This window comes from Legionella sp. PC1000 (assembly GCF_014109805.1).
Taxonomy (GTDB): Bacteria; Pseudomonadota; Gammaproteobacteria; order Legionellales; family Legionellaceae; genus Legionella; species Legionella resiliens.
This window is the reverse complement of the sequence record NZ_CP059400.1, coordinates 3,830,563-3,856,023: the sequence shown is the minus strand read 5'-3', so window position 1 is coordinate 3,856,023 and position 25,461 is coordinate 3,830,563. Positions and strand designations below refer to the sequence as shown.

The following is a 25,461-nucleotide window of genomic DNA, read 5'->3' as shown; positions in this document are numbered from 1 at the left end:
TAAATTATAATCCGAAATTGTCAACTAATAGGCAACCCTCTGTATGCGAAATCTAGGGGTTAAGCCTTGAATTTTGAATTTAAAAATCTAGAATCATAATTTTTTTACTATTTTACTCACAGTAGAATAATACAAGCAAAATAATCCCCAATTTCTTTGATTCGGATCGTCAATTGATTCATTACTTCTAATTGATAATTCACAATTCAAGGCCTGACCCTCTAGGGCTACTGCAGCAAAAGCAAGCGAAGAAAATTGCGGAGTTATATGAGAAATTTAGAGACGCGATTTTGAATTTGAGTGATGAAATAGAACTCAAGCCCACGAAGCTATATATAGCCTTTAAATTGAATAAAAATATTGTTGATATAGAAATTCAGAGGAAATCATTGAAAATATTTCTTAACGCCGCATGGGGTACTATCGATGACAGTAAAGGTCGTACTCGTAACGTTTCAAATGTAGGGCATTATGGTAATGGTGATTATCAAATCCAAGTTGATAACGATAACGACTTGGAATATATAATGAGTTTAATTAAACAAGTCGTAAAAGTTAAATCAAATTCAGTTTGATAAATGACGCTTCTCACATTTTAGGCAGTGCTTCGCCCAAAAGATCAACTTCATCAATGGTTTCTTTCCTATGTTTCGCCCTGATTTATATGAGCTTTCGTAGTCTTTCATTGTTTTTGATGATCTGGAATAAACCATAGGGAAGCGGGTTTGATTCCCGCCGCCTCCACCATAACTTATTGATTTATATCATTCTTTTCTACTGCATTTTCAACCGGCACTACTGCGGCATCATAACTATCATTTTTCAAGCTGTAATACTATTAATTTAGATGTTTAGCTTTATTAAATTTTTGCAAACCATCTAATAGTATATAAATCAAATCGAGTCAGAAATATTGAAATTAGTTATTGAGAAACAAATTATTCAAGCTAAAGATTTATCAAAAATTTTCCCTGGCAAGATGAGTGCGGAGGTATCCCGCCAGATAATAAATTGGAAGAAAAAAAATGCTAACGTCTGTTGATAAAGACAAAACAAAATATGTGATTAGATTTGATAATAATTATTTATTACGAAGTGTGATAAAGATTTGGGAGATAAAGGTTTTTTGCCTAATAATGAGAAAATTTAATTTGACTATCTCCTATAAAAAAATAAGAGTAAGTTTTTTGACCGAAGTGAAGGTTATACAGAAATTTATCGAAATAAGTTTGTTACAAACTGAATTAGGTTCTCATATCATAAGAGGAGTATAAGAACTCATATTAGAAACTACCTCTGGTTCCTCTTCAGAAAGTACTGATACTAATTCTCGATAATCTGATTTAAATGTTTTGAAAGAGTCCACTATTTCAGTACAATGATCGTATAGTTCTCCTCTATCTATCCTTTCTGCAACCGATACTAATTCTTGTAATTTATTATAATCATCAATTAACTCAGCTAATAGATCATTTAAACGTTCACTGTTTTTAAAGTCGTTTAAGTGCTCTTCAAAAGTCTTTAGCTTAACTTCTAATTCACTAAAGTCCTTTTTAAGTCGAACTATGCCTTTAGCTAATGACTTTTTATCAATGGCATGCTTTTCAAACATTACCATATCATTATTCAGGTTTGCCAGATTGAAATAATCTACGAAGCTATAGTTTGCTCTTGCTAAATCAAGTACCTCTAAACAAAGTTTTTGGGTCTCTTTACCAGTTTCTTTAAATAAATGATTATCAATCATTGATTGTGTAAATTCATAATATTTGACTAATGATGTTGGTTCAAGTAAATAATTGGCTGCGGACAATAATACTTCTCTTTTTGCTGTCCTTATTGCTTTTGCTTTTTCTATTTTTTTATCGGTTGAATCCAACAGTCTGTAAAATCCTCCTCCCAGTGGTTTATTTTCATTTAAATCGTCTTCTAACTTTAGGAGGTGTTGGAGTGTTTCTTTATATAGCTTACAGGTTTTTTGATGTCCCTGAGGATGAAAGTCATTTTGGTTTTGAGTAAACGTTTCTAGAGCACCACGAATCACTTTTGTAGAGTAGATAAATCGGTCTAATCTAATTGGTACTCGAATGTCTTCTTCATTATAATTGCCTCTAACCCTTTTAATTTCAAATAAAGCATCCTCGACAGCTTTACAGATTTTCTCTCGCTGACCTATTTTTGTTCCTTTATAATCGAAATTAAGATTAATATTAGGGTCTTCATATTGATATCTAATTGAAGTGATAAAACTTTCTTTAGCAATCACATGTAAAATTTCGCCATCAATTACTTCTGTTTCTCCATTATTGTAATATATTGTATATGACCCATCTTTGTTGTCCTTTAATTGATTAATGTTGTTGATGTTAAACGGATAGGGGTAGTTCTCGGATGTTTCAATAGTTATTTGATCGTTTTTCCTCAATCTGATCATTTTTCTAAGATAGAGCTCCAAATTATCTACTTCTAAATATCTTGCAATTCTATAAATGGAAGTGTAACTATCCATCCCATACACAAATAGAGCATCAGATATACCCTTAAGCTCCGGGAGAATTAACTTACATTGCATATCTAGTTGATCTACAAGTTTATTTGTTTTTTCGATAAAAAAATTATTATTTTTACAATCAATAACTAAATTCATATTTCCTATTCTATCATCAGGTACCATGAAAGTATGAAGCGCCAAACCATTCTCAAATCTCATCGCATCTATATTTTCCGCCAATTTCTGGGCGAATCCATCATTTTCATTAGTGATTAGGCCAACGTTACAAGCTAACAAATCTATATCTAAAACATGAGGGTTAATTTTTTTAAATAGGACTATGTAATTAAAAAATTGGTCTGGGGAGTTAAAAAATCCAAATGATTCTCGATGACCATGAGCCATAAATGATACGCGAGTTTGTGTATGAGGAATAATAGGAATATCCTCTGGATCTATAACTGCTATACATTCTTCATTAAGTTCATTAGCTAAAAATTGTGAGACGTTTAAATCAATTTCACTATTAGAATCTGGGGTTGAAAAGTGCACAAAAAAACGAGTCATAGCAATCCCTTATATTTAGATGTTTGAGTATTTAAGTATTTAAGTATCTTTCAAATAGAAACTCCCAGCGAATAATACTGAAAGTTGTTGCAGTCCATTATTATTAAACTATTTCTAATAAACATATGTATAAACTTGGTTCAGTGTGTTTATGTAGTTAGTATAAATTTTAGAGCTGATATTGGTTTTTTCAAGAATTGAATTAATTGTAGGTTTTGAATACCTAGGGGTCAGGCCTTGAATTGTGAATTATTATTACTGCCTAAAAATTTATTTATAGGTGAGTTTACTAAATATATAATTCAATTTAATCGGCTATATTTAAAGGAATCATCCAATAAAATTTAAAAATGCATTAAAGAATTATATTTTGCAGGTTCTGTGGCGAGGCAGATTATGGATAATGATTTCGTTATACTTACACAAAGTGCTCAATTTTATAAACCTCGAAACTTTTTCAGTAACACAAATATTAAAGAGATTTTAGATGTAGCCTCTGGAAATAAAAAGAAAGATACAGATTATTTAATTAATGAATATAGAATAAGCAAACAATATAATCATATAAGCTTCACCTATTCTGCACAGGTATTTATAACCGAAAGACCTGTATATTTTCTGGATCATGACCAATATAAGGATCAGATTTTTGCTTTTATTGTGTTAGTTGAAATGGATAATTATTTAGTCGTATTTAAGAAGAGTTGTTCTCCCATTTCAGGTGTAATAAATCGGTATTTCATCAAGGTAGATTATAAAAGTCTAGCTGGCACTATTAGAAACTCCGCCCATTTTCAAAAGCTCTCTGTAAGAAACATGACAATTTCAAACAGAGCCTTAAGGGCAAAAACTTATGAAGCAGAAGATCTGGTGGGTTTGTTTTCGACTCATGCAGCCGGGCGTTCTATACCATATTATTTTAAAATAAAAGATAAAAGAATAACAAAATCCTTCACTACTAAATCAAGTAGAATTACAGAGTATTCCTCAAGGAAATATCTTAATCAAATTATTTATTGGATTTATGAGCAAATTAAATTTATCAAGCTAAAACCTACAAATAAATTCCTTAGTGTTTTTGCAAATCCAATTGATTTACAAGAAGTATTGAATACAACACAACCAGCATCAATTTTAATTGAAACATCTCTAGTTCTTGAGAATTTAGAGGAGGAAGAAATAGATATTTTTTATACGAGCAAAATTACCAACTGTAAAAAGAAACTGAGTTTTCGGGAAGCGTGCGTGACTAAAGACAGAGCGGTTGTTAGTCTATAGCCTCAATGATTTTAGGAGGCGACTTAATGATAAATGGCACAAACTGATTCGAATTAGACACGGTCAACCTGGTTTGCCAGACTCAGGACTAACGAAGTGCTCCTCTTCATCTGGTTGCTTAATATCGTTTAATAGATTCATATATCGTTTTTTAAGGTCAACATTCTTGGGGGTGAAATGTTTTATGATTTGTTGGTCAATGATATTTTCCAAAATATATGAATTATTTTTATTGTAGTTTGGCATTAATGATTTAAATGCATCTAACGATTGAATATCTTCTGGTTTCGTATTTATTATGACCTTATCAGAACATGGCATGTTGTTCTTTACTAAAAAATTTTTGATTTTTATATATTTATTTATCTGAGGTTTGATCTTGCCCTGAATTGTCGGACACCCTGCTAAGAGAGTAAAATCAAAGGCAGAGGTGAATAATGAACAATAATAAACCAGAGAAGCAGTTAGCCAGAAAAAAATATAGTCCCCGATTTAAAGATCAGGCACTTGAACGAATAGCACAAGACGGAGTTCGTCAGGTGGCAAAAGATCTTGGTCTATCAGAACCCTTACTCTATTCCTGGAAAGCCCAACAGAAAAAAGGTGGAGACTCTCTTGAAAATCAAAAGCTACAGCAAGCAGAAATGGCTCGTTTGAAGCGGGAAAATGCACTGTTAGCAGAAGAAAATGCGTTTCTAAAAAAGGCGGCTGCGTACTTCGCGAAGGAATCAAAGTGAGGTACGCCATGATTAAGGAGCACTCAGGTCAGTTTTCCCTTCGTTTAATGTGTCGCCTACTTTCTGTATCGGTCAGCGGATATTATGATTGGCGGAAACGAAAACCCTCCCGTCGCGACATGAATAGTCAAGTATTAGCCAAGAAAATTAAAGCTATTTTTGATGAGGAAAAATCACGCGCTGGAGCCGTCAGGATTGCTAAACGATTAAACAATGAAGGCGAGCCAGTGAGTAGGCATCGAGTGGCTAAAATCATGCGTTCAAATGACTGGCGTGCACGTGCTGCGAAGAAATTCAAAGCGACAACCAATAGTAGCCATCAACTACCTGTCGCACCGAATTTATTGCAGCAAAATTTCCTGGCACATCAACCTAATGAAAAATGGGTGAGCGACATCACCTATATTTGGACTGAGGAAGGATGGCTTTACCTTGCAGTTGTTATGGATTTGTATTCACGCAAGATCGTTGGATGGGCTCTTTCTGAGCGAATGACAAAGGAATTAGTAATTGATGCTCTTCAAATGGCTATATGGAGTCGAAAACCAACTAAAGGACTTGTTCTACATTCAGACAGGGGAAGCCAATATTGCTCTTACGAGTATCAACAACTTTTAACGCAGCATGGTATTGTGTGCAGCATGAGTAAGCGTGGTGATTGTTATGATAACGCTGCTATGGAAAGCTGGAATCATAGTTTCAAAGTAGAAGCGATTCATGGGGAGAAATTTGCAACACGTGCAATTGCCAAAAATCATGTGTTTGAATACATCGAAATATACTACAATCGGAAACGACTTCACTCAATGATCGGGTATAAATCTCCTGAGTTATTTGAGATTAAAATGGTAGCTTAGTTAGGTGTCCGTTTTTTCCAGGCAAGATCAGTTCGTTATTACTATCAACTAGCAATATATTTGAGAATTTTTCTAATTGGGGTAGATATTGGTCTAAATTATTTTCATCAACCTGAGCAAGGTCAAGCACACCTACTATATGAATTTTATTAATAGTATTTAAATTTTCCTTTTCTTCTTTAATATATGAGGCAAGTTGTTTTAGTGGTTTTTTTGAATTTAAAGCTTCATTTATTGAAGGCCGATACTCTTCGCCCAAAAGTTGGGCTAATAATTCGGAGAGCCTTGAAAAGTCTTTAGAATTTTGACTTATGCGTGTATTGGGCTTTGATTTACCAAAATCAATTAGCTTAATATCCATATTGTGTATATCGCAGATTATATTGTCTGACTTAATATCATTGTGCTCTATACCTTTACGATGCAGCTCATCTAACTTTAAAATGATCTTTTCCGCGATATTAAGTTTCATTGCTTGCGATAAACTCGTTTTTTTTAAAAGATGTCTTAATAAAATTCCTGATTCATAAGGCATAAAAAATTCACGGACAACACCTTCTCCACTAGGGTCTTTTGCTTTTCGTTTAGTAGATTCTCTTTCATAATATTGGACGGCATTAGGGTGAGCTTTATGTGTTCTTGCTTTAAGAATGCCAAGTTCATTTTGAATTTCTGTATCTTTTGCATATGACTCATTGATTTTAAGTACAATCCATTTACCTGTTTTTAAATTTTGCCCTACTTTGACAAGACCATACGCACCTTCACCCAAGTGTGCGTTAGCTTTTTTACCATAATATACGGCATATAAGGCATCATTTCCTGCGATAATAGTATAAGGTGTATTTGTTTCATGTTTATGGTGATGACCACGAGAAAGATTCATTTTTTCAAGTCTGCTGATTTCATCATTACTTAATAATCTGTTGTTTGATTGCAGTCTATCGACATCAACTGTAAACGGTACATTAGGTATTGTGATAATTTGACCTGCTTTGTGTTTTGAAAAAAAACTTTTCATTTTGACCTCTGAATAATAGATTGTGGTCAAAATAAGTATAGTATATATATAAAACAAACATCTGTTTGATGGGCATTGTTGGGGTATTCTTAAAACACCCCAAATTACATCCTTTAATTTGGTTTCATTACTCATGTGGTGTTCTCTCGTTTACTAATTACCCAAATGGGCGTGATCATTCCCTTGATTTGCTCTTTGTGAACAAAGCCATAAATATCGACCATCAAATGACCATTCACTTTCGGTGGTCATCGTCATCATTTCATACTCTTTAAGCGGGTAATCTAATATCTGCCATTGAGGTAAGCGCTGGATTCTTCATTCGGACAGGGGTAGTCAATATTGTTCTTATGAATATCAAAAGCTTTTAACACTTCATGGATTTATTTGCAGGAACACTAGGGGGTCAGGCCTTGAATTTTGAATTTACAAATTTATTGTCATATTTTTTGTTATTTTATTGGGGTAGAATAATGGAAACCAAATAATTCCCAATCCCTTTTAAACTAAATTATAATAATCTAAATCGATTCATTTTTTGAATCTGCCTTATTCACTATTGTCTTAAAATGTATTTCTCTGTTTATTGAGTATTGGGATATCTAATAGATTCATTTGAGACTCGACTTTTTTAGACATTTATCAACAAACTCCTCCCGTCCCAATAATTTGTAATTCACAATTCAAGGCCTGACCCCGTGAATTAATTCTTGAATTTACGTGAATTCTATGTTTTTTCAGCACTACATCACACTTTGATAAATTTAGTTTATTTTTTGTTGTCATCTTCTATCCTTAAAAACTACTAGAATAATGAGATGTATGGGACATATGAGATGAATGTGAAGAATGAGAGCTATGGGATGAATGATATAATGATGCGTATTGCGCATCAGATTTTATTATTAAAAGGGGTTCATCAGTAGAAAAGCTTGTTAATCGAGTTTGTATTTCTTGAGCAAGCAAAGTACTTTGATTAGAAATATCTATATCTTTTATAGGAGAAGCTAAAGCACTTGATGAAGCTAGTAATGCTAATACTGCTTTTTCAATAGGTTTAAGAAAATTCCTTTTCTTTTGTTTAACTTTGGTCATAAAAGACTCATAATACACTCCTTGTATAATATAAAGTCTATATATAGTTCAATTTTTATCTTTTGCTTCGATAACAAACATTTGATTGTGAATATTTTTGGCACACTTCCTAGATAAACTTGTAAATTATATCAAAACAGATATAATTATATCAAAATGGATATAAAAATAATAAATGAAACCGATACGATTTCTAGGTGACTCGCTAACCCGTCTGCGAGAGTTTGATGCTGATGCAAAACAAGATGCAGGTTACCAGCTTGATAAAGTGCAACGTGGCGAACAACCCGATGATTTTAAGCCTATGCCGACAATCGGCAAAGGAGTTGAAGAAATTAGAATCTGGGATGAATCAGGAACTTATAGAGTTATTTATACAGCAAGGCTTGCAGATGCAGTATATGTTTTACATGCATTCCAGAAAAAGACTCAAGTCACAGCAAAACGGGATATTGATCTTGCAAAAGCACGTTTTGCTGAATTAATGAGGAGCAAATAAAAATGAGCAAAGTAGAAAGTTACGAAAATGTTTGGGATGCAATAGCTGATACAGCTGGAGAATCAGCAAATATGCAAGCGAAAGCTGAATTGATGCGTCAAATCGTAGCGATTATTAAAAAAAATGATTGGAAACAAGTAGAAGCGGCTCAACATTGCGGAATTACACAGCCTCGTTTAAATGATATGCTACGTGGACGAATCTCTCGATTTTCATTAGATGCGCTGGTAAATATTGCCGCGGCTATTGGACAACGCGTTCATATTGAATTAGAAGCAGCTTAAATCTAATTTTAATAGCGGCACCAAATCGGCACCAATTGCTGACAATTTCAGACCTCCAAAGACAACAGGCGTGTAGATGTTATATCAAGCATTAACCCAGTATCCATCTAATCTCTCGTAGTCTTTAGTGGTCGTTGAAATAAGTCCTTAAAATTATTCTGAGCGGGTTCGATTCCCGCAGCCGCTACCACTTAAATCATTGATTTTATTATGATTAATGTATAATCTTAAATAAAACGGCTCCATTAGCATGGTTATCACAGAAATGAAGATGATAATTCAGAGTTCGTCTTAGGGTGGTATTGACGATAAGTTGGGATGGGTTCCCCATTTTCTTGTAATCCACACCCATCTTTTCCCATATCTCTAATCTTATTAAACGCATCCTGCGCTGCTTTTTGCGCTAGTTCTACTGTTTTGCCTTGGGTGGAATCCCATATCTTTTTCCCATCAGGATCCATATAAGGAGATTTATTTTCTTCCGCTGCTCTCTGGTATTGCCTTAATACATCATAATTGCCTACATGATAAGCTTCCAATATTTCGGTTAGCGCTTGGATTTTCAAATCTCTTTTTTTATCCTGATGATATAAGCGGGCAGAAGATGTCCGGTCTTTACGTAAGGCTGCAATATGTAAGCGGATCTCACCTTCTATGCTTGGGTCAGGTTTATACTCCCCTAATTGTTTACTATCAGAAAATTCTTTTTTCCGCTCTCGATTGTTGTCTTCCTTGTAATCCTTGTATGCAGATGGAGGTAACTTGGGTATAAGGAGACTATGTTTAGGGAAAAAGGTCATTTCGGCAGTATTAAAGCAATCATCGCTCCGGACCCAGCACCCTAAAGTATTGCTGAGCTTTTTTTGGGCCTCTTGACGTTTGGCATCTGTTTGACTCCCATATTTCGTGAAGTCGGTACCCCAAAAAACACGAATGCCTTCATGCGACTGTACGAATTGACGTGCCAAAGACATGGGATTATCCTTATCTGTAGTGGCATCGTTCTTCTCATAGTGTCTGGCATGAGTAAAAAAAACGTCTGTTTTTTTTGTTACTGGATTGATGCCGAGGATGGCTAATCCCATACATCCATTGAGGCCTGAAGTCCATAAGATATCCACATCAGAATGCTCGATATCTTCGATAACCAATCCCGGACCCTCCCCGGTATCATTACCACTTAAGCCAATGACATGATCTATTTTGGTTTCAAACCAACTGTCTTTGCCCACTTGAGTTCCTTTAGGAAATGAAACGTCATTCCCCCAGTAATGATCACATGAATATAACGTATCTGGATTGAGTTCTTTAGAATACATGATTAGCACAGGATTTGATGAGCCGTTATAAAAAGTATAGTAGGAAAAAAAGAGAACAATTGCGCAATAAGGGTGGATAAATCAGGGCGAATCAAGAGTCTAGCAAGTCTAGGGTCAGATCTTGCTATTTGCCTTTATCCATAATTCAGGAATTAATTCTTGATAATTATTTCCCGATGTATTAATTTTCTTTCACATAAATGGGGTCAGGTCTTTCCTTTATCCCTAGAGGAAATAGGAAAGACCTGACCCTAATCTGTACATGATTTGTGAAACTAGTACTACCCATTAAGGACAGGAAATCCTCGAGCGTGACAATGTAAGTTTTAATTATTCACCCCTTGGAGTTTTAAACCTCATCCATACTTCGTTTATTTTTTAAATATAAATTTAACTGATGCTTCATTATGCATTTGCCTTGCACGAGAACTTTAAATTGTTTGGTTTGATCGAGCTTGCTTTTCATAAAGCAGATGATTTTCTAAGCGGGAGGCAAGCCAACCCATAAGTAAAAAACCAAAATTAGGAGATTGCAGACATAATTCGTTTAATCTATCATGGCTTACTACATAAAGAACGCTGTCTTCAGTGGCTTGGGCACGGTAAAATGTTTTACCACTTTTGGAAAAATAACTTAGTAACCCAAATACATCTCCCACTTTAAATTCTCGAGTATGCCAATGGGCATCGGGGGAGAATTCTTTGACTGCCCCTTCTTTGATAAAGTAAATTGAATGGCTAATGACACCTAATTCAAAAATTACCTCATTTTTTTTGACTACTCTTTTTTCAGCATATCCTTCAAGAATTTTTACATCCAGCTTATGCGGATCTGATATCGCGTTAATATTCTTCTTTAATTCGTAAATCCGGTAAATATTTAATGGCAATAATAAACCATGCAGAATAATAATGGGGACTAAATCAGCCCCTACGGCATACCAGATAAAGGCCACATTACTGCCAACTGCAATCATGCGTAATGTCATAATGCGTTTAACATAAAAGGTCGCGAATACTAGAAGAGAGGCGAAATATCCTATAATTTGTAGTGTTAAGTCCAAGTTTTACTCCTACTCTTTATTTAAAAAATTCGGGGTCCTAGGGGGCAGATCTTGCTTTGCCTTTATCCTCACTTTGCACTGAATCCAGCGCGGCGTCATATTGTTGCAGAGATTTTTGCAATTGCTGTTTAAGTAATGCTAAATCCTCGGTTCTCTCTTTTTGTAAAGCAATCATTGCATCTCGAGCCAAGGATTAGCTAAAAAAATAGCCTCGGGCAAAGGGCAAGATCTGACCCTCTATTTCTCTCATTAATAAAATATCCTTACCAGCAAACTTTTTTCTTCTCCATAATTGAATGATAATTAATGAAATATTGTACCTTAAATTGAATACCTTCTTCTTTTCAAAGAGCATCAATAATCGGAAGTATAGCAGTCGGTTGTTGGATTTACAGCGGGATTAATCATGCGCCGTAAGCTTGTTGTTAATATAATCTTTGAGCAAGGATTTATCAAGGTAGCATGGTGGCTTGAACAAACAGAGTCTACTCTAATTATTGGCACCAAAACGGCACCATCTGCTTACAATTTCATACCATGAAAGACAACTTGGTGAATTTGAGAAAAAGAGCGATAAGCTAGAGTAGATGTCATTTTTCATGGTCTTTGATAGTATCTCATGGGATCATCAAAAAACCATGGTAACGGGTTCGATTTCCGCCACCCCACAATTATTCAAGCCATCAAAGACCAGTAAAGACCATCATAAATCCTTGTAAATCAATGGGTTAAATCATAATTTTCAGGATTGAGGTTGTCTTTTGTGGTTTCTCGTTGGCTCAAAAATCACCCAAAATATGTCAGATCTTTTTTTTGTCTTTATCCAAAAAGACAGCTATCTATTGGAGTTCCAAGTCAATCCGTTTCTTAAAATAGGTGTCGATCTCTCAGAGCCTGACCCCATTGATGCAGTTAGGTTAAATGATACACCCATGGCCGTTTTTGAAACAGAGCCCCAAAGTTTACTCATATCAAATGAAACTAAACTAAACCACGATCACTGCCGATGACGTCTCAGTATCGGACTCGAGAGAGAGTTCTGGTTTATTTTCTGGAGAAGCAATAATAGCTCCTCGCCAACCATCTAATAACTTTTCTTTAGGCAGAGTACAGTGGTAATAATCACCATAAGTAAATACAGTCACGTCTACAGTGTCGTCGTCATTCATCGCCAAATTGGTTAATTCTACCCAGTGATCAGCGGCAATGCCTAAAATACTGGCATCGCCCTTATTTGCGGATGGTGCGTGTTTACAGAGTCTATGTGTTAGTCCAGCTGAGACACCCAATATAAATTTTGCATTGGGTTGCTTTTGCATGGCATCCAATACAAAAGTGAAGTTTTCTTCCCAACCGGTATAACTGCGTTGATCCGTGCGATGAAAGAAGAGCGTGTAAATACCGCCTAGTGGTTTACCATTGGTATAGGTATGATAACTCGCATTGGTGCAATTGAATCCAAATGTTTGTAACCAGGATATGACTTGAAAATTAGGAGTAGATCCTTGGGCAAAGTCAATGGTTTTAGGTAAACCAGGTAAATATCCAAGTCTGTTAGAGCTATGACGTAATGCAACTAAAAAAGCATGGATAAGATTATTGCTCTCATAATAGTCGTTGTTCGCAATTGTTTTGCCGTTAATGCAAACTTCTCCATTGCTAATGAAATTGATCAGCATTCGAATTGTAAAATCAGGATAGCTGTTCATTAAAACCTTTAAAAAAACTGCCGCCCCACAAATGTTGGCATTACCTTGATTTATTGATTCGGGGTAAATCACTAAGCGTAATAGCTGATAAGCTGCAGAGGTCTTTGTAGTTTGACCAAAGTAACAATCAACAGTTGCATCTCCATCGAGAAAATGTTGAATTTGAGTTATTTCATCCCTCAAGTGCGGATGTGTTTTAAGACTCGTGACTAAGATGTCTCTGGTAAATTGTTCAAAAGAAGGAAATTGAAAGCGTGCTTTTTTGGCATTTTCTGTATGCAAGACTTGGAATTGCTCTTCATTTTCTACAAAACGAAGTAATTTATTGGGGGTCGCTCTCATTTTTTCCAACAAAGCTTTATGTAAAACTGAAAATTCTCTAGAGCCATTGGGATCTATTTTGGAAAAAACTCTATAGCTATCAAAGAGTTTAACCATGAGATGTTCATGATTCACAATCAACCGGATTAAATTGTCTGTATAATTGTAAGCATTAACATTTAAACTATACGCATCGAGAAAATCTGACACTTCTCTAATAGCATTGGTTATCATGCTGGAATTACAAAATACGTATGCCGCCAAACCATGTGTAAATGGCATATTATTGGCCGTTGTGGTTTGGTTAAGAAACTCAAAAATAGTTCCTTGATTGATATTTAAAATAAGGTCGAGGTAATACCTTCCAAGCTCTTTAAATTCTTCTTCATATTCTTCGGCAAACCAATTTAAGCTATTACCAAAAATACTCTCAGAGTCGAAATTAAAACCAGGGGCTGTTAATTCTTCCATCATTCTTTTTAGCTTTAAGGTGAGTCTTTCTTCTTCCTCTTTATCTTGATTGGAAATTGCCAAATCTATAGCTTCTCTCACTTTCTTCAATGAGGGTATATTCGTGGAGAGATAAAGCTTAGCCTTATCAGTAGACGCGAGCTTTTCCCATATTGAAGAATTAAAGAAAAATAACGAAAAGTCATAATTTAAATTAAAAAGATAACCCAGTGGAATTAAATTAAACTTTTTAGTAATGACAGAGCCATAGTGGCCAATCATAATTGGCACTAAGTGAGGATAACCGTTTACGATAAGTTTTAAATCCTTATCGCTTTCACACTCATCTATCAGTTTTTTTATATCGTTTAGTAATTGATCAATTTTTATTGCTGAGTCTATTGATGATAATTCATCATGGCTTTTAAGTTGTGAGGGCATTTTGGGATTATTTTTGGTCAAAGTGTAATTATTTTAACAAATAAATATTAAGGAAATTTTAAGGCAACGACTGATCGTGAGTTTTCTGCTCATTCGAAAACACATCTAGGGGGCAGATCCTGACCCCTATGTCTCGTGTTTTAGCTCGATTTTTGAAATAACAAAGTGAAGTTGGAATTCACACCTCATATTCTCTGAACATTTTTCTAAAGAGTGTCTAGTGGTCAAATCTTGCTATTTGCCTTTATTCATATTGTATCTGTTTACGGAGTCCTGACTCCCGAAATCATGCTTTGATGCTTTATCCAAATATTATATAAAAGTGAATGGCTTTTTTCGGTTGCAAGGAGTGTTTTTGGAAGAACCGTACTTGGTGAGTCTATTGAGTTAAAAGCAACTAAAAATAAATTTGCATGTGAGCGAAATTTCATTCCCAACAGAGAATGTACCATTATGGATTGGAAGCATAAGAAATGAGCAATCAAACCTCAATGGGGAGAATTGTTTGATTCTTGCACTTGCATAGACCGTTCAACTTCATTAATGAGCTTGTACATGCCAAACTCACCAAAGTCAACCTGTAGGAAACGGTAGTTTCCTGAGGGTAATATTGATACTAAGACGTCATTATCTTTTTGGTCACGCATTTCTTTTCCAGTAACATCTTGCATGACTTGTTTAACCATTTGTTTGAATAATGAAAGATCTTTCTTGAAATGTTCTCCAAGTTCACCCGATTGAAGGTACTTATTAGCTCCTATCCCAGGTATTTTAGGCATGACTAAATTACCATTTCTATCTATAGAGGCTGTTGCAAATGACGGATCATATCTTTTATAAAATGCATTCCACGCTTCCATTTCGCCTTGAACAATATGTTCTTTAGGTTTATCTACATACTCTAAAAATTCATTTCCAAGGGTACTTGCATATTTTTTTGTTACCTGATCACCATTAGAATAAACATCACCTTGAACTCCTGAACCAATCTTTTCACCTTTTCTTCCTGAAGTTTCTTTTTCCATTGAAACATAGAAATTATCCACAATTAAGGGTATTATTTTTATTATAGTTAATTGATTGGGCATAATGTGCATTGTTGTGCCAATTAAAAAGAGTGTCTAGGGGGCAGATCTTGCTTTTTGCCTTTATCCATATAAGACAGCGAGTCAGGGATTAATTCTTGATAATTATTTCCCTATGTATTAATTTTCTTTCAAAAGGAATTAAGTAAGTCCAGGATTAGGGATGTAAGACCTTTGTGCATTGAGTTTGCTGGTGAGCTCTATCCACTTTACCAGTCAGTGGATTTGTATTCTATGAAAGAAATTGGAAAATATTTTGGACTTCACTACTCAAGAATCAGCAGAATTATAAAACCACATTATATACAAGAGGCAAAGGGCAAGATCTGACCCTCTAACTACTGGTTGCAAGCAACCAGGCTACTTATGTTTTATTCTGCAGTTAGCTTAGGGTTATATTAAGTTCTTGTTGGTGTTCCATAATAAACTTTGACGTATCGAAGATGTTCTTGCCAGGAATAAAGCATGTCTTCACTATGAATTTCTCCTCAGCAAAGCATGTGTTTTTGTATTTCTCTAATAAGGCCAAGCGGTCATTCCCTTGTTTAAAATCATAGCCATCTAAAATTAATTTCATGGCTTTTTGTTCCTTCCCATGAAGTAAAGCCGTCGTACAATTAGAAATTGACTCAAATTTCTTACCAATAACCAAGATATTATTTTCAGTGTGCATTAAAGGAGGATTAAAACGATAACGTCCTTCAGGGATCCATTTCCCATCAAAATGACAAAATGCTACTAATAACTTGGAATACTCTGTAGCCAAGTCATCAGATTTTAACTCTGGCTTGTAATTTCCGCTGTATATGTCAACAAGAATTGCTAATTTATACCTTTCATCAAGATAATAAGTATCTCTATTCCCATATTTTTTTAATAACATTTCGTCACGGGAATTTAATACTATTTTATAATCAGGTTTCATCTCTTCTTTGCCAAACATATCACTCTCTCATTTTAATTCCAAATCGTCGGATATTAAGTTAAATGAAGGAAATTATAAAGTCTTTCTAGGTGGTTCGTTTTTATGTTCTAGGGGTCAAATCTTGCTATTTGCCTTTATCTATATAAGACAGCGAGTCAGGGATTAATTCTTGATAATTATTTTCCGATGTATTAATTTTCTTTCAAAGGAATTAAGTAAGTCTAGGATTAGCGATGGTAAGACCTTTGCGCATCGAGTTTGCAGATGGACTCTATCACATTACCAGTCGAGGAAATAGAAAAGAAGCGATCTATTTATCAGATGAAGACAGAGAGAACTTTTTGTCTGTTTTAGGAGACGCCTGTTTAAAATATCAGTGGCTATGTCATTCGTATTGTTTGATGACAAATCATTACAATTTACTCATTGAAACACCGCTTGGAAATCTATCAAAAGGCATATGTTATCTAAAAGGGTATACACTCAGAAATTTAATAAATTACACAAGCGGATTGGGCATGTCCTACAAGGTCGCTATAAATCTATATTGGTTGAGAAAGAGAGTTGTCGCGTTACATAGTATTAAATCCTATTAGGGCAGACATGGTTGAAAAGGTAGATGAGTGGCATTGGAGTAGTTATTTAGCAACAAGTGGTAGAGTACCAGTTCCTTCATGGCTTACAGTTGACTGGCTTTTGTCATCATTTGATTCTATAAAATCAGCAGCACTAATAAAATATGAACAATTTGTTTATGCAGGCTTAAGTAAGAAAAGTCCGTGGATTGATTTAAAGCAGCAAATATATCTTGGTTCGGATGACTTAATTTCCAGAGTAGTGAGGCATGTTGACCCTAAAGTTGATTATACAGATATTTCCAGGACTCATGTGCCAGATTTAGTTAAAGGGCTTACAATTGAAGAATATGAACGAATGTCAGGGAATCGAGATGAGGCAATATATAGTTCATATAAAAGTGGATTGTATTCTATGAAAGAAATTGGAAAATATTTTTTGACTTCACTACTCAAGAATTAGCAGAATTATAAAACAACATTATATACAAGAGACAAAAGGCAAGATCCGACCTTCCATCCGCTTTTACAGTTGCTGCCCTCCTACTCTGACAGGTTTCATTATTTCGTCCATTTTAGGGTTGGCCGTTAAGGCCGCACGGATTTTTTGAAAATCGCAACAGCTTGGTTTTGCAAATGCATGGATGATGTCATCAGCATTCTCATTGTAATTATTGTCCTTGTTTTCAGCTATTTTTCTTTTGATTTCAATAATGGCATTGCTTATATTTTCTTCTTTTGAAGGGTCGATATTCACCACTATGTCTCGTATGGTCTTGATAATTGCAGGAACGGATCTATCGGGATTTCTCAGCAATCCATCATTCTTTAATACCGTGTAGACCGCGAAAATATTTTCTTCCCTTTCATTCAGAGGTATCTTCATGATACTAATAGTTACTTTATTTTTATTGGGTATGGTTTCAAATTTAGGTAGGACTATACTTTCTGGTTCCCCTTTTTCTGTTTTAGCAGTTTGTTTTGTCGCTTGTTCCGAATGTTCAATTGTTTTTTTGTTCTCATTTTTACTGCTTGCGGAAAAATCTTCAAATTTTTTCTTTGCGGGTAAAGCATTTTCATCATAGGAAACCTTGCTTTTAGTATTTTGTAGCCATGTTTTATCGCACTTTATTTTAACTTCACAACCAGCTAAGTAAACTTCTTCATTGTAATCCCCTGGTGCTTTAATGGATTGAATATTAGTTACGAAATTCGATTTAGTTAATTTTTCAGGAGAAAATGCCTCAAGTTCTTTATCGGTATAAGGAGAGGCTCCATTATGATCTTTATGAAGTAAAAAGTCTTCAATAGCTCCACAAAAAGAATTAACACTGGCTATACAGGTATTCTGTCTTCTTTTATTTTGATCGTTGCTCTCTTGAGTGACAAATGGATACCTTTTAGAATCCATTTCTGTGGCACCCTCATATCCTAAACTATACGTTTCTTGATATATTTTTATTTCTTCTTGGATATAATTAATTAACTTTTTACTTAATTCTTTAACATTTTCATTAGTAAAATTGTCGATTTTTAATTGCTTAGTATATTCAGCAATTAATTTTTCAATTGAAAGTAGTGTTTTTTGTTTATCTTTTGCAACACTACTTGGCGTACGTTGAGGAGAATTTTTTAATTCCATTTCATTAAAATTTACATTATCTAATAATCGTAACTCAAAACATTTATTCAAAAGCGATTGTATAAATTCCGTTTGAGTTGCTTTATCATTTTTTAACTGAGATACAAAGTTGCTTTCAAAAGAAGTTAAAGTGTCTTTTATTCTATCTGCAATTTTTTCAACACTAATGTCTTTTAATATGATTGGTTCTAAATCTTGCTTAGCATAGGCGGCAAGCATCTTTTGGATAGCTACTCGTAAAATGGGATGACGGGGAACAACCCCAAAAGCATCATTATTTCCATCAACTTCTAAGGGTAATGGTATTTTCAACATACGAGCTAAAGTGCGCTTGCTTTCCGGGTGATTTTGTTGCTGGATATGACCAATTATTCCTAACGGAGGTTTATCTGGCATAAATTTTGTAGTGCTATCAACCGACGGTAGTAAATCAGTATCCAGATAGTATCCACCATAGTAATACAAGCTACAATATCGAATTAAATCACTAACCGCAGCCAAATTGCGATTTCCAATAGACTCTCTTAATAAGTTGTATATATAGGCATTTGTTTCTTTATCAGGGAACATAGGGTCAGTTTTAAGCAGGTTCAGCAATTCATTAATATTTTTTAATTTAATATGGAAGTTTCTCGCGCTAATGGGTATATCTAAAGTTTCAGCAGATAGAGCCACTTTTGAATCGGGTTGGTCAGCTGATTGATTTCTTTGCTTTCTATGTGGATTTTCACGTGTATTGTTTTTTTTCCTGCTCGAATCATATTTCTTCGAAGGTGTATTTAAATCTAAACGTCTTAGTGGTTTATTAATGTATTCATCATTATCGGTCCAAATAATGGTTTCTTTAAAACCACTGCGAAATGCAGCTGCCGATATATCTCGTATGGTTGACAAATACCGAGGATTAATTTCCCCACCCACCCAGACATATTGAAACATTGGTGGAATGCTATTTAATGAATTTATATTGCTATCGTGCTTTTTTTCCACAACGAATTATCTGTAATTATACATTTATAAGTATAATATACTTTTTAATAAGAAAAGCGTTTCTCCTAATAGAATATCGGTAAATTTAGAATAAAATTTTTCTCGGAAACTTTAATCTCCTTTCTATAGCAAATTTAAATCAAATTAAAAGCTTGTTATTCAAATAAAATCTATGAACGTTATAAAAAAATGAGTTGAATGATATATCTCTGTTCTTCCTAAATTCAAAAACTATGAAGTCGTGTATATAATGGTGAATTTTCAGCAGAGCAACAAAAACGAGTTATCATGTAACCTATTGATTTTCTGTTGAAAATTATTTATTTTTACCAGTTCTAGGGGGCAGATCTTGCTTTTTGCCTTTATCCATATAAGACAGCGAGTCAGGGAAATTCTTGATAATTATTTCCCGATGTATTAATTTTCTTTCAAAAGGAATTAAGTAAGTCCAGGATTAGCGATGGTAAGACCTTTGCGCATTGAGTTTGCTGGTGGGCTCTATCACATTACCAGTCGAGGAAATAGAAATGTACACCTTAAACATATCTCCGAAAGAGTGTTTAAAAATAAATTTCGATCTTCATCTGGAATGTAGATGCGCTCCTGCCCATCACCCCTTGAGGTGATATGATACAATGCTCCTGGAAATTCTATCCGTAGTGATCTTGCCATGTTGGACTAGGACTATGTCTTTTTCCTTAGCATACTTTTAATCTATTTGATTCGGATCGTCAGTAGATTCATCAACTTCTAATGATAATTCACAATTCAAGGCCTGACCCCATTGATGCGACCCATCGGTTTATTCAAGATGTTCTTAAGAAATATTGGGAATGTAATGATGAATTTAGTCTGGCTGATCTTGGTGAGAAAAGATAAGAAATGCCGGGTCACGGCCCGCCTACGCTTGCTGAAATGACGTGTTAGTTTTCCCTGGATCGGTTTTTCATTTTCATCTCATACATGGCTTTATCTGCTTTTTTTAATAATACTTCCAAGGAAGTCGCATCGCTAGGATAGGATGCGGCACCTAAGCTGAGATGACATGTAACTTTGGTATTGTCAATGAAAAAAGGTTTATTAAATTCTTGTAAAATCCTTTTAGCAAAATTATCAGGAACACCATCGTTTTTATTATGTACAATGGTGGCAACAAACTCATCCCCCCCTATACGGGCTATGAAATCATTGTTACGAAGACAGTGCTGTAGGCGCTTGCTACATTTTAGAAGTACATGATCTCCCGCATGATGGCCGTAAGTATCATTAATGTATTTAAAATGATCGAGATCCATAAATAAAAGAGTCACCGAATGTGTTTGAACATTAACGGAGGAAAGTAAATTTTCTAGGTAAGCATTAAAAAATGTTCTATTGGGTAAGTTAGTTAAGTTATCGTGTCTTGCTAAATAGTGGAATTTTTTCTGATCCGCTTGCAGAAGAAAGTTCTGTTCTATCAATTCAGAAGAAAATTTTAAATTTTCATATAATATACTGTATAACAAGGTAACTTCCAGAAAAAGGATGGTAATAAAATTGAATAGTTCAATTTCAGTTAAATAATTAGGTGGAACCTTGTATATAGACATAGGCTCGAACAGGATAAAAAAGAAAATACATATCAATGAAAGGGAGGCATAAATCACTAAACCCCTAATACCAAGAATTGCACCGCCTATCATGGGAAGGATTAGATACCAGGCTAAATAAGAGCTTGATAGTCCCCCAACCCAAAAATATGTCAAACTGATGACCAAAAAAGTATTTAAGATCAGAAAATGTCCGCTTAGATAGGTGTTTCTCTTCTTTTTCAAAAAAATTTGATTTAGAACAGCCAAAACTATTCCTATTATCAATAAGACAACGATCAACCAAAATTGAAGGATAAGCGTATGAATGGTTAAAATCAAAGCCATTAGAATCAGCTGAATCGATAAAATATGAATCAGGCTATACCGCATATTTGATGTTATTTGCAATGCGGATTTTTTATTTGTAACTTCATAAAAAGAACGCAGATGCTTTGTAAAAAATTTCATGATTTCTTTTTTGTAGCAACAATATATTTATTATAGCTAATTGAATGACATATGCGTTCAAAAAGGAATCGTTGCCAATGATAGGGCTTGGTGTAATACATTAGACAACCATGTATATGTAGCAAATCTATCAGACTAGCAATACTCAAGTATTCATCGGTTTATTCAAAAAGACATTCTTAAGAATATTGGGAATGTAATGATGAATTTAGTCTGGCTGATTTTGGTGAGAAAGGATAAGAAATGTCGGGCCACGGACCCGACCTACGCTTGCTAGGACACTCTAATTTAAAATAAATCTTGGTTAAAAATATCTATTCCACAAAAAAATTGTTTCTTTTTATCTGATATTAGCGAGGCCTATACAAGGCTGCTTGAAGTGCTGTAACAACTAATGCAAGTTCCATTTCTGGTGCAACCTCAGGTTCATTTTTCATCAATTTAGATGAGAAAAAATGATGTCGCTTAGAATCGGGTAGGTTTGTTGTTTTTCCATGGTGGTGAGTTTTGCTTAGGTTCCCACAATGAGCGTTTCCTTTTGTTTTTTTTGTCATAAAAGCAATTCCATATTATTAAAATCACGATGGATATTCATGAGTCTGTAGTATAAACCGATTCTCATCCTAATCTCGGTGCGTTTATAACATAGTTTACTTGAGTTTTCCATCACGCCTGTTAGATCTGATTTGCCAATTTATCAAATGATTTTTTCATAGGAAGTTAGAGTTCTATTTTAGCAGCATCTAGCAGCATCTAGGGGTCAGGCCTTGAATTTTGAATTTACAAATCTATGGTCATAATTTTTTAACTATTTTACTTACAGTAGAATAATGCAAACCAAAATAATCCCCAATTTCTTTTAAACTAAATTGCTCTTGCTATGTAGGACTATATCTTTTTCCTTAGCATACTTTATCTATATCTATTTTATTTGATTCGGATCGTCAATAGATTCATCAACTTCTAATTGATCATTCACAATTCAAGGCCTGACCCTCTAGTCCTCACCACCAAAGACCATCATAAACCCTTGTAGATCAACGAGTTAAATCCATTTTCCTGATGGCTCAAGCCTTAAAGCACACATTTTAAAAAACTAAGTCTATTGGGATTAGAGAACTCAAGTGAAAGAAAAATTTGGTTTGATTGGCACAATTTAAGTAAGCTAGAATCTCATGGGACGCTATCAAAATTTTTAAGGATAATTAATGAGTTATAAAATTTTAATCGCTATCGTACTATCAAATTTATTATCAGTATCGCATGCAATTGGTAATCCAGTAGTACCTCATTCTACGGCAGTTGAATCAAATGAATCATTGGGTACAGCGGATCCCTACCAATACTGTTTTAAAAATTCCACATGGATAGTTCCTCCACAAACATTGCTTGCCTATCTCTATGATAATGCTAATTTTACTCCAGTTAGTGACCAAACGGTTTGGGTCATTTCCAGTTATAATCAAGGATATTTTACTGGACAATCCTATACCTCTATAAATAACAGTATATTATCTCAAAGATATTTAATAGGCTCTGTGACTTCCGAAGGAAAGGTCTACATCACTTTTTATTCAGGTACCTCATCAAGAACGGATCTCGTCAATGGTATAGGTGCCTTGCGAGTGAAAAGTAGTAGTCAATGTTCTTTCATCATGCAAATGAATAGTGGGCAAAACGGTGTCAGTGGTTTAACCCACTGGTCTTATATGATACCTGTTAAGCCGGGTGATGTTTTCTATAATAATTTACCTGGTACCAATATGAGTGTCCCACAATTTTTGGCACAATTTTAACAGGATCTTGAGCCCCTATTTTGGGCTAATCGAAAATGGAGTTTGCTAAGAACAGTTATGAAAAAAATAGCGCTTTCTTTAATGATGACTGCTGCCAGCAATTTTACATTTTCTGGCAACATGGGGGCAATTAGCCCAGAGCCCAATTGGACTGGATTTTATCTTGGCGCTAACGCAGGGTACTGGAGTTCTCAAGCCAATAAAGTTGCCACGACCGGTTCCACTAGTTATATCAATCAAACATTTCCATTAGGGGCTAGTAATATTGCAAGTGCATTAGCTCAAGTGGCTACTAACAATTTTTCGTTGCATTCCAATGGATTCTTAGGAGGAGGTCAAGTTGGCTACAATCATCAACAGAGCACAAAAGTTTTACTGGGTCTCGATATCAGTTTTGATTGTTTAATCGATCCAGATCATATCTATGCCTTGCAAAAAGTGGCCAATTTAGCGGATTTTGATGAGTATTATGTAGGGTCTCTGGCTGTTAAACAAAAGATTAATTATTTAGGTAGCGTGAGTGCTCGTTTAGGCTACCTGTATCATCCAACGTTTTTAATCTACGGCACAGGAGGTTTTGCTTATGGTAATATTGAATTGAATACAGCTTGGACAGCTAATGAATCATTAGGGCCAACAGTTTTTCCGGCTATTGCCATTCAAAATAACTTAAGCAAGACTCTCCCCGGATGGACGGCGGGTGCAGGAGTGGAATGGTTATTTAAGCCCAATTGGAGTGCAAAGATTGATTATACTTACTATCGTTTGAATAATTTGAGCGCGCCTGCTGTACTTGCACAACACAATAGTGCTGAAACACCAGCTGTTCTTTGGGGAAGTGTTGCTGTGAATACTGCTCTTACTACTTCTATTGGGAGTGTTAGAGTTGGGATAAATTATCATTTTTCATAGCATCATCTAGGGGTCAGGCCCTGAGTGATCGACACTTTTAAAAAAGAAAATGTAAACAATAAATTACAACGAGTAGAAATGAATTGACCTGCATATCTTAATGCATATTATGACTGTTTTTCGACGACAGATTTCATAAGGAGCACTAAGATGCAGGTGACCGCAATTCTAGCCACATATTTAACAAAAGTCATGCGCAAATCACGCTTAAAAACACTTTCCGTATTAGTTGAATCGCTATTTCATGCTAAATTTTTTAGTCTAACCGGGCTTGGTCGCGCATTAATAACTGATGCACAAGAGCGAAGTTCAATAAGACGGGTTGATCGGTTTCTAGGAAATAAAAAACTACAAAATGATAGGCTCCCCATTTATGATACCATTTGTCGATTAATAGTCGGTGGAGCTTTAAAGCCCTTAATTATTGTGGACTGGTCAACAATCCCTAATCAGTCACACAATGTTTTAAGAGCTGCCTTGGTTGCTTCAGGACGAGCACTGACCATCTATGAAGAGGTTCATCCAGAAAAAAAATATACCAATCCGAAAGTACATATTCGATTTTTAATGAAGCTTAAACTGATATTAGATGCTGAGGTAAAGCCGATTATTATTACGGATGCTGGATTTGCTACCCCCTGGTTTAAGGCTGTTCAGGGACTGGGTTGGGATTACGTTGGGCGCATTAGAGGCAATAAATATTATCGCTTACAAAATAGCTCAACATGGTCACCAATCACAGGTTTACATAAAGCTGCAACAGCTACACCAACGCTTTTAGGAGATGTTGAGCTTTGCAAAGACCACGGATTTAAAACTACGCTTTATCGTTACAAAGGGAAAGCATTGGGGAGAAAAAACAAGAGTAAACGGGGACAGATTAAACAAACAAATCAATCAAAAAAGCATGCGAAGTCTAATAGAGAACCGTGGTTACTAGTTAGTTCGCTTCTTATTAACAGTAAAACAGCAATCAAAGTTGTAGAAATCTATAGTCTTCGAATGCAGATTGAAGAGGGATTTAGGGATCTAAAATCAACTAAATATGGCTTTGGCTTTGAGCATGTAAATACACAACATATTTATCGCTTAAATATTTTTTTCTTAATAGCAATGCTCTCAGCTTTTCTTGCCTGGATTGTTGGATGGGTGGCTGAGAAAATAAATATACATAGACAATATCAGGCCAACTCAATAAAGAATATGCGCATCCTTTCGCTGTTTTACCTCGGGTGTAGAATTATACTCAAAGACAAAGTGAAAATAGAAAATGCATCTATTCGTAAAATTATCGATGATTTCCCCGATTTTAGTGTGGTTTTTTAAAAGTGTCGATCACTCAGGGTCAGGCCTTGAATTTTGAA

General features: G+C 34.9%; 24 protein-coding genes and 1 pseudogene. 11 read left to right on the top strand and 14 right to left on the bottom strand.

Translation table 11 applies throughout. The annotated features are described in order from the left end of the window. Window positions 1-191: 191 nt before the first annotated feature. Window positions 192-575, top strand: coding sequence for a DUF5655 domain-containing protein (locus FOLKNPGA_RS16920; RefSeq protein WP_182350989.1), 384 nt, complete (start codon window positions 192-194; stop codon window positions 573-575). A 677-nt stretch (window positions 576-1,252) separates the two neighbouring features. Here the strand turns inward: FOLKNPGA_RS16920 and FOLKNPGA_RS16915 are convergent. After that, the gene (locus tag FOLKNPGA_RS16915) at window positions 1,253-3,058 is read right to left on the bottom strand and encodes a hypothetical protein (RefSeq protein WP_182350988.1); all 1,806 of its coding nucleotides are present in this window, start codon (window positions 3,056-3,058) and stop codon (window positions 1,253-1,255) included. Window positions 3,059-3,454: 396 nt separating this feature from the next. Between FOLKNPGA_RS16915 and FOLKNPGA_RS16910 the strand changes: the two genes are divergently transcribed. Next, entirely contained in the window at window positions 3,455-4,336 is an 882-nt protein-coding gene (locus FOLKNPGA_RS16910; RefSeq protein WP_182350987.1) for a hypothetical protein, read from the top strand. Between the two features lie 63 nt (window positions 4,337-4,399). On the opposite strand, the gene FOLKNPGA_RS16905 is transcribed toward FOLKNPGA_RS16910, so the two are convergent. Continuing rightward, window positions 4,400-4,657, bottom strand: a complete 258-nt coding sequence (locus FOLKNPGA_RS16905; protein ID WP_182350986.1) for a hypothetical protein — start codon at window positions 4,655-4,657, stop codon at window positions 4,400-4,402. 116 nt (window positions 4,658-4,773) lie between these two features. Between FOLKNPGA_RS16905 and FOLKNPGA_RS16900 the strand changes: the two genes are divergently transcribed. Next, window positions 4,774-5,930 (top strand): IS3 family transposase gene (locus tag FOLKNPGA_RS16900; protein ID WP_182350985.1). Its coding sequence is split into 2 segments (ribosomal slippage): window positions 4,774-5,023 and window positions 5,023-5,930, totalling 1,158 coding nucleotides; the frame shifts between segments, so codons are not numbered across the junction. Here the strand turns inward: FOLKNPGA_RS16900 and FOLKNPGA_RS16895 are convergent. The 3 genes and pseudogenes from FOLKNPGA_RS16895 to FOLKNPGA_RS16885 form a co-directional block, all read right to left on the bottom strand. Continuing rightward, on the bottom strand, window positions 5,914-7,086 hold the full coding sequence (locus FOLKNPGA_RS16895) for a protein kinase (RefSeq protein ID WP_182350984.1): 1,173 nt from the start codon (window positions 7,084-7,086) through the stop codon (window positions 5,914-5,916). The genes FOLKNPGA_RS16900 and FOLKNPGA_RS16895 overlap by 17 nt on opposite strands. Continuing rightward, a pseudogene (locus tag FOLKNPGA_RS16890) lies at window positions 7,083-7,257 on the bottom strand (S26 family signal peptidase); the annotation flags it as partial. The pseudogene FOLKNPGA_RS16890 and the gene FOLKNPGA_RS16895, both read right to left, overlap by 4 nt. A 489-nt stretch (window positions 7,258-7,746) precedes the next feature. Then, a complete protein-coding gene (locus tag FOLKNPGA_RS16885) occupies window positions 7,747-8,046 on the bottom strand; it encodes a hypothetical protein (protein ID WP_182350983.1) in 300 nt (99 codons plus the stop codon). 175 nt (window positions 8,047-8,221) lie between these two features. Here FOLKNPGA_RS16885 and FOLKNPGA_RS16880 point away from each other — a divergent pair, with 175 nt between their 5' ends. Both FOLKNPGA_RS16880 and FOLKNPGA_RS16875 read left to right on the top strand, forming a co-directional pair. Beyond that, on the top strand, window positions 8,222-8,545 hold the full coding sequence (locus tag FOLKNPGA_RS16880) for a type II toxin-antitoxin system RelE/ParE family toxin (protein ID WP_182350982.1): 324 nt from the start codon (window positions 8,222-8,224) through the stop codon (window positions 8,543-8,545). Between the two features lie 2 nt (window positions 8,546-8,547). Continuing rightward, complete coding sequence (locus FOLKNPGA_RS16875; RefSeq protein WP_182350981.1) at window positions 8,548-8,829, top strand: helix-turn-helix domain-containing protein; 282 nt, start codon at window positions 8,548-8,550, stop codon at window positions 8,827-8,829. 257 nt (window positions 8,830-9,086) lie between these two features. Here FOLKNPGA_RS16875 and FOLKNPGA_RS16870 read toward each other — a convergent pair whose 3' ends face one another. The 3 genes from FOLKNPGA_RS16870 to FOLKNPGA_RS16860 all read right to left on the bottom strand — a co-directional run bounded on the left by FOLKNPGA_RS16870 (window position 9,087) and on the right by FOLKNPGA_RS16860 (window position 11,387). Continuing rightward, on the bottom strand, window positions 9,087-10,148 hold the full coding sequence (locus FOLKNPGA_RS16870) for a hypothetical protein (RefSeq protein ID WP_182350980.1): 1,062 nt from the start codon (window positions 10,146-10,148) through the stop codon (window positions 9,087-9,089). A 431-nt stretch (window positions 10,149-10,579) separates the two neighbouring features. Then, window positions 10,580-11,212, bottom strand: a complete 633-nt coding sequence (locus FOLKNPGA_RS16865) for a Crp/Fnr family transcriptional regulator (protein ID WP_182350979.1) — start codon at window positions 11,210-11,212, stop codon at window positions 10,580-10,582. 37 nt (window positions 11,213-11,249) lie between these two features. Then, window positions 11,250-11,387: a hypothetical protein gene (locus FOLKNPGA_RS16860; protein WP_182350978.1), complete on the bottom strand. Its 138-nt coding sequence runs from the start codon at window positions 11,385-11,387 to the stop codon at window positions 11,250-11,252. 231 nt (window positions 11,388-11,618) lie between these two features. Between FOLKNPGA_RS16860 and FOLKNPGA_RS19050 the strand changes: the two genes are divergently transcribed. Next, window positions 11,619-11,753 carry a hypothetical protein gene (locus FOLKNPGA_RS19050; protein WP_255466007.1) on the top strand — a complete coding sequence of 45 codons (135 nt, stop codon included), beginning with the start codon at window positions 11,619-11,621 and terminating at the stop codon, window positions 11,751-11,753. A gap of 445 nt (window positions 11,754-12,198) precedes the next feature. Here FOLKNPGA_RS19050 and FOLKNPGA_RS16855 read toward each other — a convergent pair whose 3' ends face one another. From FOLKNPGA_RS16855 to FOLKNPGA_RS16845, 3 genes are all read right to left on the bottom strand, one after another. Further along, on the bottom strand, window positions 12,199-14,133 hold the full coding sequence (locus FOLKNPGA_RS16855) for a hypothetical protein (RefSeq protein ID WP_182350977.1): 1,935 nt from the start codon (window positions 14,131-14,133) through the stop codon (window positions 12,199-12,201). Window positions 14,134-14,621: 488 nt separating this feature from the next. After that, window positions 14,622-15,221, bottom strand: a complete 600-nt coding sequence (locus FOLKNPGA_RS16850; protein ID WP_182350976.1) for a hypothetical protein — start codon at window positions 15,219-15,221, stop codon at window positions 14,622-14,624. Between the two features lie 379 nt (window positions 15,222-15,600). Then, window positions 15,601-16,161, bottom strand: a complete 561-nt coding sequence (locus FOLKNPGA_RS16845) for a hypothetical protein (protein WP_182350975.1) — start codon at window positions 16,159-16,161, stop codon at window positions 15,601-15,603. Window positions 16,162-16,376: 215 nt separating this feature from the next. Here FOLKNPGA_RS16845 and FOLKNPGA_RS16840 point away from each other — a divergent pair, with 215 nt between their 5' ends. Next, window positions 16,377-16,739, top strand: coding sequence for a transposase (locus FOLKNPGA_RS16840; protein ID WP_232890256.1), 363 nt, complete (start codon window positions 16,377-16,379; stop codon window positions 16,737-16,739). A gap of 7 nt (window positions 16,740-16,746) precedes the next feature. Continuing rightward, complete coding sequence (locus tag FOLKNPGA_RS16835; RefSeq protein WP_182350974.1) at window positions 16,747-17,181, top strand: hypothetical protein; 435 nt, start codon at window positions 16,747-16,749, stop codon at window positions 17,179-17,181. A 63-nt stretch (window positions 17,182-17,244) separates the two neighbouring features. Here the strand turns inward: FOLKNPGA_RS16835 and FOLKNPGA_RS16830 are convergent, their stop codons facing one another. The 3 genes from FOLKNPGA_RS16830 to FOLKNPGA_RS16820 form a co-directional block, all read right to left on the bottom strand. Then, window positions 17,245-19,299 carry a TcdA/TcdB catalytic glycosyltransferase domain-containing protein gene (locus FOLKNPGA_RS16830; protein ID WP_182352899.1) on the bottom strand — a complete coding sequence of 685 codons (2,055 nt, stop codon included), beginning with the start codon at window positions 19,297-19,299 and terminating at the stop codon, window positions 17,245-17,247. Between the two features lie 974 nt (window positions 19,300-20,273). After that, the gene (locus tag FOLKNPGA_RS16825) at window positions 20,274-21,389 is read right to left on the bottom strand and encodes a GGDEF domain-containing protein (protein ID WP_182350973.1); all 1,116 of its coding nucleotides are present in this window, start codon (window positions 21,387-21,389) and stop codon (window positions 20,274-20,276) included. Window positions 21,390-21,739: 350 nt separating this feature from the next. After that, entirely contained in the window at window positions 21,740-21,943 is a 204-nt protein-coding gene (locus FOLKNPGA_RS16820) for a hypothetical protein (protein WP_182350972.1), read from the bottom strand. Window positions 21,944-22,597: 654 nt separating this feature from the next. Between FOLKNPGA_RS16820 and FOLKNPGA_RS16815 the strand changes: the two genes are divergently transcribed. The 3 genes from FOLKNPGA_RS16815 to FOLKNPGA_RS16805 all read left to right on the top strand — a co-directional run bounded on the left by FOLKNPGA_RS16815 (window position 22,598) and on the right by FOLKNPGA_RS16805 (window position 25,423). Then, entirely contained in the window at window positions 22,598-23,185 is a 588-nt protein-coding gene (locus tag FOLKNPGA_RS16815; RefSeq protein WP_182350971.1) for a hypothetical protein, read from the top strand. 57 nt (window positions 23,186-23,242) lie between these two features. Continuing rightward, window positions 23,243-24,097 carry an outer membrane protein gene (locus tag FOLKNPGA_RS16810; RefSeq protein ID WP_182350970.1) on the top strand — a complete coding sequence of 285 codons (855 nt, stop codon included), beginning with the start codon at window positions 23,243-23,245 and terminating at the stop codon, window positions 24,095-24,097. Window positions 24,098-24,247: 150 nt separating this feature from the next. Continuing rightward, window positions 24,248-25,423, top strand: a complete 1,176-nt coding sequence (locus FOLKNPGA_RS16805; RefSeq protein ID WP_182350969.1) for an IS4 family transposase — start codon at window positions 24,248-24,250, stop codon at window positions 25,421-25,423. Window positions 25,424-25,461 lie beyond the last annotated feature (38 nt).